At 59.3% G+C, this 7,313-nt stretch carries 7 protein-coding genes and 1 pseudogene; 4 read left to right on the forward strand and 4 right to left on the reverse strand.

All coding sequences use genetic code 11. From position 1 onward, the window contains the following. Positions 1-13: 13 nt before the first annotated feature. From tnpC to ACR652_RS19895, 4 genes and pseudogenes are all read right to left on the reverse strand, one after another. Complete coding sequence (gene tnpC / locus ACR652_RS19880) at positions 14-1,585, reverse strand: IS66 family transposase (protein ID WP_434508208.1); 1,572 nt, start codon at positions 1,583-1,585, stop codon at positions 14-16. Between the two features lie 72 nt (positions 1,586-1,657). Beyond that, on the reverse strand, positions 1,658-2,002 hold the full coding sequence (tnpB, locus tag ACR652_RS19885) for an IS66 family insertion sequence element accessory protein TnpB (protein ID WP_434508209.1): 345 nt from the start codon (positions 2,000-2,002) through the stop codon (positions 1,658-1,660). Then, positions 1,999-2,367: a transposase gene (locus ACR652_RS19890; protein ID WP_434508213.1), complete on the reverse strand. Its 369-nt coding sequence runs from the start codon at positions 2,365-2,367 to the stop codon at positions 1,999-2,001. Before ACR652_RS19890 ends, tnpB begins: the two co-directional genes overlap by 4 nt. A 93-nt stretch (positions 2,368-2,460) precedes the next feature. Next, positions 2,461-3,318 (reverse strand): annotated as a pseudogene (locus ACR652_RS19895) (IS110 family transposase); the annotation flags it as partial. 812 nt (positions 3,319-4,130) lie between these two features. On the opposite strand from ACR652_RS19895, the gene ACR652_RS19900 reads away from it, so the two are divergent. From ACR652_RS19900 to ACR652_RS19915, 4 genes are all read left to right on the forward strand, one after another. Continuing rightward, positions 4,131-4,325 carry a hypothetical protein gene (locus ACR652_RS19900; protein WP_434508210.1) on the forward strand — a complete coding sequence of 65 codons (195 nt, stop codon included), beginning with the start codon at positions 4,131-4,133 and terminating at the stop codon, positions 4,323-4,325. A 626-nt stretch (positions 4,326-4,951) separates the two neighbouring features. After that, entirely contained in the window at positions 4,952-5,413 is a 462-nt protein-coding gene (locus ACR652_RS19905; RefSeq protein ID WP_434508211.1) for an ATP-binding protein, read from the forward strand. Between the two features lie 91 nt (positions 5,414-5,504). Next, a complete protein-coding gene (locus ACR652_RS19910) occupies positions 5,505-5,726 on the forward strand; it encodes a PAS domain-containing protein (protein ID WP_434508214.1) in 222 nt (73 codons plus the stop codon). Between the two features lie 52 nt (positions 5,727-5,778). Next, positions 5,779-7,248: a PAS domain S-box protein gene (locus ACR652_RS19915; protein ID WP_434508212.1), complete on the forward strand. Its 1,470-nt coding sequence runs from the start codon at positions 5,779-5,781 to the stop codon at positions 7,246-7,248. Positions 7,249-7,313 lie beyond the last annotated feature (65 nt).

Raw genomic sequence — 7,313 nt, forward strand, 5'->3', positions numbered from 1 at the left:
CCAACGCGTGGCGTCAGGAGCTTACGAAGTTCCAGGGCATGAGTGCGTCGATGTCTTTGTTGGGCCAACCGGCGGCGATGCGCTCGAGCGTCTGCGTCAACCATGCGTTCGGATCGACGTCGTTGAGACGGGCGGTTGCCAGGAGCGATGCGATTGTCGCCCAAGTGTCGGCGCCCGCCTCTGACCCCGCGAACAGCGCATTTTTACGCGTGATGGTCTGCGGCCGGATTGCGCGTTCCACGCTATTGTTGTCGAGCTCGACGCGGCCATCATTAAGAAAGCATCGGAACTCCTTCCTGCGAGTCAGCCCATACCGGATCGCCTCGGCAAGTTTGGATTTTGCAGAGATCTGCGCCAGCTCGGCTTCCCATCGGGCTTGGAGTTCGTCAACAATCGGGGTTGAGGCCTGGCGGCGGACGTCGAGACGGGTTTGTGGATCGCAACCTCTGATCTGCTCCTCGACCGCCCATAGCTCGACCATGCGCTCGACCGTCCAGGTCGCCGTCTGCGAGACCCCCGCGATATGGAGTTTGTAAAACTCCCGGCGCAGATGCGACCAGCAGCAGGCAAGCGTCACCGATCCGCCGGGCCGATCGGGCTCTGCAAGTCGGCGATAGGCCGCATAGCCGTCGCATTGAAGAATGCCGCGCCAGCCTGCCAGATGCCGTTCAAGGCGCTCCGCGCTGCGGCTGTCCTCAAAGCGGTAGACGACGATCGGCGGCCCGGCGCCTCCCCAGGGCCGGTCGTCTCGCAGATAGGTCCACAAATAGCCAGTCCGCGTTCGGCCCCGTCCGGGCGCAAGCACCGGCAAGGTTGTCTCGTCGGCGAAGATTCTGTCCCCAGCCCGGATAAGCTGAAAGAGACGTTCGGCCAGCGGCTCGAGATGGAACCCGACATGCCCCATCCAGCCCGCCATGAGATTGCGCCCGAGTTCGACCTTCTCGCGAGCAAAGATTGTCTCCTGGCGGTAGAGCGGCAGTCCATCGGCGTATTTGGAGACGGCAATGGTGGCCAGAAGCCGCTCCGTGGCGATCCCGCCCTCGATCAGGCGAGCGGGCGCCGGCGCCTGGATGACGCTCTCGCGGCATGCCGTGCAGGCGTATCGGGGGCGGCGCGTCACGATCACGCGGAACTTTGGAGCAGTGACGTCGAGGCGTTCGCTGACGTCCTCCCCGATCTTGACCCGCGCGCAAGCACCGCAGGCGCACGTCAGCGGCTCCGGCTCGATGACTTCCTCAATGCGCTCCAGATGCGCCGGTAGCGGACGACGTCCGCCGGATTTATGAGCCGCTTTTGGCCGCAGGCTTTCCAGTTTGGCCTCGACCGCCCCAAGCCCCGTCTGCACTTCTTCGAAGGAGAAGCCGTATTGGCTTTCGTCGAGCTTCTCGGAGCTGCGCCCGTAGGTCGCGCGCTGAATGGTTTTCAACAGAAGATGCAGGCGTTCGATCCGCGCCTGCGCCTCGGCGCCCGCGGCTTTCAGCGCCACGACTTCCGCCTGGAGGGACGCCTGCGAAAGCCGCATGTCGGCGATCATCGCCTTCAGCGCCGCGGGGTCGTCAGGGAGGTCGTGCAGGTCGCCATCCATGCTCTAAAGACAAGCATAAAACCGGCGATTTGTGGCGCCCCTTTCTTCTCCCTGAATCACTATGCCGCATCTTCAGCCGACGCTCGTCGGCCGTGTTTGGGGCGCACTGCGAACCCGCGTCCAATCCATGCCCTCGACGAGGGCCGTGAGCTGGGAAACCGACATATGGATTGTTCCCGACATGAGCTTCGGCCAGCAGAAACGGTCCGTCTCGAGCCGCTTGGCGAACAGGCACAGGCCCGTGCCGTCCCACCAGATAATCTTCACGCGATCTGCGCGCTTGGCCCGAAAGACGTAAAGCGCGCCCCCGAAGGGATCGCCGCCAGCGTCGCGCACGAGCGCCGCCAGCCCGTCCGGGCCTTTGCGAAAATCGACTGGCTTCGTCGCAAGAACAATACGGGCATGTGGAGGAATCATGCCAGGCGCGCCGCGCGAATGAGCTCGACCACCCGTTTTGTCGGCACACAGGGGCCGATACGCAGGATGACGCCAGCCACAGCAATCTCGCACGCATCGGTTTGAACCGGAGCCGGTTCAACCTTCTGCCGAGGAGCCAGCTCGACGAAGGCGACAGACGCCTCCGTCCGCGTCGCCGGTTGAGCCTCTCGGCGCCAGCGAAACACTTGCTGCACGCTGGCGCCGTGCGCTCTGGCGACCGCCGAGACGTTCGCACCCGGCACGCTTGCCTCGGCGACAATCATCTCCTTCGCCGCGCGAGACCAAGTGCGACGGGTTCGCGCCGGGCTGACATCCAAAACCTGAAACGTTCTATCTCCAGACATATGCTCAGACCTATGTCGATCACCCGAATCCAGGGCAACCAATCATCGGCGTCAAAGCGCAAATCCGCTACACGGGGAACGTTGAGCGCTTACCGCCAAGGCGTTGCCGGCCTTGGTGATTCCGGCCCGACGCACCGTGGAGCCACTGGAGCGCTCGGAGGGAACCAGGCCGAGATAGGCCATCAATTGCCGGGGATTGGGGAAGCGTGTGAAATCGCCGACTTCAGCGACGAGTGTCACGGCGATGATGAAGGCCACGCCCCGCATAGCCTGCAAGGCGGCAACTACGGGGGCCTGCGACCAGTTTTGCGCCAAATCCTCGATCTGGCGGGACAGCCGTTCGACTCTCGCCTCGGCGTCCGTGACAGCGTGGAGGTAATCCTGAAGCACCAATTGCTGGGCTGCATGGTCGAACCGCACCGTCGTCAGCCAACGGCGGTAGGCCAGCGTCCATCCTTTCTTGCCGGCGTAGACGCGTCCATGCCGAAGAAGAAAACCCTGCAGATGCTGCCGCGCCTTGCTCAGCACCCTTACCGCTGTCGAACGCGCACGGATCAAGTCGCGCATGGCCTCATGGGCATCATCGGGAATCCACACTGCGGTTAGTTCGCCCGCCCGGTGGAGTTTGGCCAACATCAGCGCGTCACGCCGATCGGTTTTGACCCGGTCGCCCGACTTCATTGGAATGAGCGACGGCGCCACCACCATGCATTCATGGCCAAGGCCGATAAGCTGACGGTATAGGCCATAGCCGCATGGTCCAGCCTCATAACAAAAAGACAGGCAACGACCGCCCTTCGCCAGGCGCGCAACCAATTTGCCGATGTGGTCGGGGCGATTGATGAAGTTGCCTAATTCGCGGACTTCACCGTCCCGCCCGCCCTCTGCGACGGCGACTGCAATAGTCGCCTTATGGACATCCAATCCCACGAAAACGATATTGTTCATCAGGCCCGTCCCCCATGTCTGAGGCTCGGCGCCGGCTAGCCCGGCGCAATCCTCGATTAGGGACATGCTGTCGGGCGGGCCGCCATCGCTTTTACCGGGCGAACATACGGTCTAGTCCCGAGCGCCTTGCCCAATTCATTTATGTGGCCTCCCTCGATCTCCAGGAGCCGCTGCGTAAGATAGAATCGTTTTCGAAGGTCGATGTTTTCTGGTGGCACGGATCAGCCGCCAGCAGCGTTGCTGTAATGGGTGTCCGCGTCTCGGCGTCTTCCCCATTTCGTCCGCTCACGAGTGAATTCGCCAAACTTTCCGGCCGCTCGTTGACATGCCCGCTACATTCAGCTAGCGCAGGCAAAAACTGCCGAATCGTCGCTGCGCCCGCCGCGCCGATCAGTATTTCCGCGCGGGATACAATCTCGTTCACGAGGCTTCCGACCTGCGCTTCCGTAAGGCCAAGGTTCTCCAACTTGCCCGCAAGGACGTTAACGTCCCCCGCGGCCATGGCCCATAAAGCTGGTGAGCCGTTCGATTGCGGCTGTTACACCGCCGTCGCCCTTCGCGGCGGCCGCTTGAATGGCTTCGTGAGCGAGCGGGGACTTGTCGATGAATTCAGCAACGTGAGAAATGCCGCAGGGAACAGACTCGTTGTATCGGTGTCGATCGGCGTGGGGTCCAGAGGCCGATCGGCGCGGCAAGTTATCGAATTTATGCACACAGGCGGGGTCACGTTATCGGGCCGATTAACACGAAGGTCTTGAAGAGGCCGCGGGACCGGTCGCAAACCCTTTGTCCCGGCGAGGAAGCTCGCCCGCGTCGTGACCGCGGTCATGCAACACTCCGAGGAAAAGTTCCGGGATGTGATCGCCCTATATCTCGAACGGATTTCTCGGCGCGTCGATGCCAAGCCAATTTTCAGTGGCCGTCGTTCTGGTGGAATATCAAAAACGATGCCCTCTCTTCCCAGTCCGACGAATGCGTTGGATTTATTTATGGCGTTCTGTGGTATCTGAACCGCTGAAGGTTCTGAGCGCACGCTGCTCGTCACAATTCCCTCCGCGAAGCACTGCGAGGGCGGATCACCGATAGCGACTCTAAGCAGGATGCGCGCAATTGCGAATCCCTTATCTACCGCTCTATGTAACGTACAAAGTTGTTGAAGATCGCTTACCAGCCTGCGCCTTGCTGCTCGATCGCATGCGTGGTCCCCAAAGGAAGATCCGATCAGCTTGTGCACGACACTCTTCCTGCGAAATCAAAGCCCATATTTCTATCTTCAGCTTCCGCCCGTGACGCAAAGGTGCCGCCAGTGCATCCCGCCGTCCGTAGTCGTCACTGAAGGTGCGTTCACCTGCCGACGTCCTCCGGTCCCATGAAATCCAAAGTTTTGAACGCTAAACACTCTAGGGCTCTCAAGCGTTGGTGCGCCAGAACGCAAAAAGGCTGCACCCCCGTAGCAATCGTGTTAAACTTCCCACGCTGCTTTCGCGTCATAACTGGTGCTCCCAACAGATATCCGCGCTGCCTGCGGGTGACCAGCCTATCTCGCGATCCCCGTCCCGCTATTCTTGCCCCACTCCGCGAGACGGGACGTCTATTACCTTGATCGCCGCAATGAACCCCTAACTGGGAAATCTCCATGCGAGACGCATCCAAAAGCATCTTAAGCGTGGACATCGAAGTCCCAAATCAAACTCGCTTCTTGGCGCTCATCGGCAATATTGCCGAGCAGATCGGCCAGGATCTAGCCGTCTCCGCGGGCGATCACGACACCTTGGCCTACAACCTCAACTTGGTGCTCACTGAAGCCGCAGCCAACGCCATCCAATACGCCTCGCCGAGCGACCCAGGAAGCACCATCCGCATCTCCATCGAGCTCGAAGACAAGGACCTCGTTGTCCGGGTGTATGATCACGGACATGGCTTCGATCTTGAAGCTGTCCCTGAACCAGATTTCGCCGACTTGAGCGAGCGCGGACGCGGGATCTTCTTCATCCGCACCCTGATGGATTCGGTGAACTATCACAAAGCGGAAGGCGGCAATGTCCTTGAGATGCGCAAAATGCTAATTGGGGATGTGCCGGAGAAGCGTCTCTCATAAATCTTTGATTTAAAGATCGTGCAAAGCGCTCCCGGCGCTTGTGGCTTCTGGTATCGCACCCAGTACCTGATTATTGAGGGAAGCAATTGTGATGAAGGACCTGCCGCCCTTGCGCTCGATTCTCGATGCGTTCGAGGAAGGCGTTTGCCTCGTAGACGAGGCCAGCTATGTCTGTTGTATGAACGCAGCTGCGGAACAGTTGCTCGGATACACTGAAAAAGAGCTGCAGGGCGGCCCTTTTCTTCCGAACGTCAAAATCGCTTTGCTAAAAGACTCGCCCATCCGGCGTCGATTCCGCAATCAAGCAAATTGACGTAGATGATCCTTGGCGTCCAGTTCGACTACTTCGAAAGAACGGCCACGTCTTGGACGCGTTGTGTTCGCGATGGCCCCTTGAAGCGAGCGAGCCGGGATCGGCGCTGCTGAAATTTCGTAGACTCGACTCCGAAATAGCTGAAGATGTCGCTCTCTCTGACATCAAGCATAAGCTCAAAGTCATTTTCGACGCCGTGCCCGATGGCATGATCGTGATCAGTGAATCTGGCGATATCCTGCTTTTCAGCTCGGGCGCCGAAAAATTGTTTGGCTATGAACAGAATGAGACGCTTGATCAGAACGTGAAAATGCTGATGCCCTCGCCTTACCGCGAGGAGCATGATCGCTATCTTTCGGCGTTTCGAGAGACTGGCGTGAAGAAGATCATCGGCATCGGACGGGAAGTCAGCGGCCGGCGAAAGAACGGTGGTATTTTTCCGATGTACCTTTCGGTCGGCGAGATTTGGCTAAACCGACGCCGCTTTTTCGTCGGCGTGGCCCACGACCTGACAAAGCTTAAACGTGCTGAGGAGCGGCTGCTCATGCTGTCGGCCGCAATCGACCAGAGGCCCTCCGCCATTCTGATAACAGACAAGGAGGGGCACGTCGAATATGTCAACCCTCGCGTCGCGCAGCTAACCGGCTACGATCCTGATGAACTGATAGGTCAGAATCTGCCATTGCGGTCTCACGACACGGCCAACGATCAGCATCTTCTATTTTGGGAGACGCTTAAGGCCGGCCGCGAAAGGCGTGGCGAAATCTTGGGCCGCACCAAGAGCGGTGACCTCTATTGGACGTTGGAAACCGCCTCGGCTTCACGCGATTCGCAGGGGAAGATCACCCACTTTATAGCGATCCGGCAAGATATCACGGATCAAAAGCGAAACAAGGAGGCTCTCTCGGAAAGCGAAGAGAGATTCCGTCACGTGGCGGAAATGGCCGGCGAATGGCTTTGGGAGCAGGATCCGCAGGGGCGTTGCACTTACAGCAGCGCAGCGATACAAGACATCCTAGGGTTTACCCCCGAAGAAATTCTCGGGAAGAGCTATCTAGATCTGTTGGTGGAGGATGGCGATGAGAGATGGATTGCGACACCGACTCAGAACGGATCGGCTGTCAGCCGTCAACCGTTCAACCACCTCGTCAACAAATATCGTCACAAGGATGGGCGTGACGTTTATACCGAGTCCACCGGAGCGCCGATACTCGACGAGCAGGGACGCTTGGTGAAATGGCGCGGTGTAGACCATGACGTCACCGCACGTAAAGCATACGTTGACGCATTGCGCGTGCGCAATCGCGCCATTGAATCGGTTCACGTGGGAATCGTCATCAGCGACGCTCTGACGCCTGACAATCGGAATGTCTACGTCAACCCGGCGCTCTGCCAGATGACAGGTCCCTTTCCATTCCAGAGAAATCGCATCACACCCGAACAGTGCGAAATATTTTCGTGCCGGATCTATAAGAAGCGCTGCGCTCAGATTTTCGCCGGTCACGTGCTCAATGGAGGCTAAATTCGCACTGGATGCTAACAATCGTAGTCAGAGCCTACCGATGCGGCCGCGGTGGAGATAGGCCG

This window comes from Methylocystis sp. (assembly GCF_051061225.1).
Classification (GTDB): Bacteria; Pseudomonadota; Alphaproteobacteria; order Rhizobiales; family Beijerinckiaceae; genus Methylocystis.

Coding starts and splice junctions, on each gene's coding strand:
- tnpC (WP_434508208.1), bottom strand. CDS start 1,585: ATGGATGGCGACCTGCACGACCTCCCTGACGACCCCGCGGCGCTGAAG.
- tnpB (WP_434508209.1), bottom strand. CDS start 2,002: ATGATTCCTCCACATGCCCGTATTGTTCTTGCGACGAAGCCAGTCGAT.
- ACR652_RS19890 (WP_434508213.1), bottom strand. CDS start 2,367: ATGTCTGGAGATAGAACGTTTCAGGTTTTGGATGTCAGCCCGGCGCGA.
- ACR652_RS19905 (WP_434508211.1), top strand. CDS start 4,952: ATGCGAGACGCATCCAAAAGCATCTTAAGCGTGGACATCGAAGTCCCA.
- ACR652_RS19910 (WP_434508214.1), top strand. CDS start 5,505: ATGAAGGACCTGCCGCCCTTGCGCTCGATTCTCGATGCGTTCGAGGAA.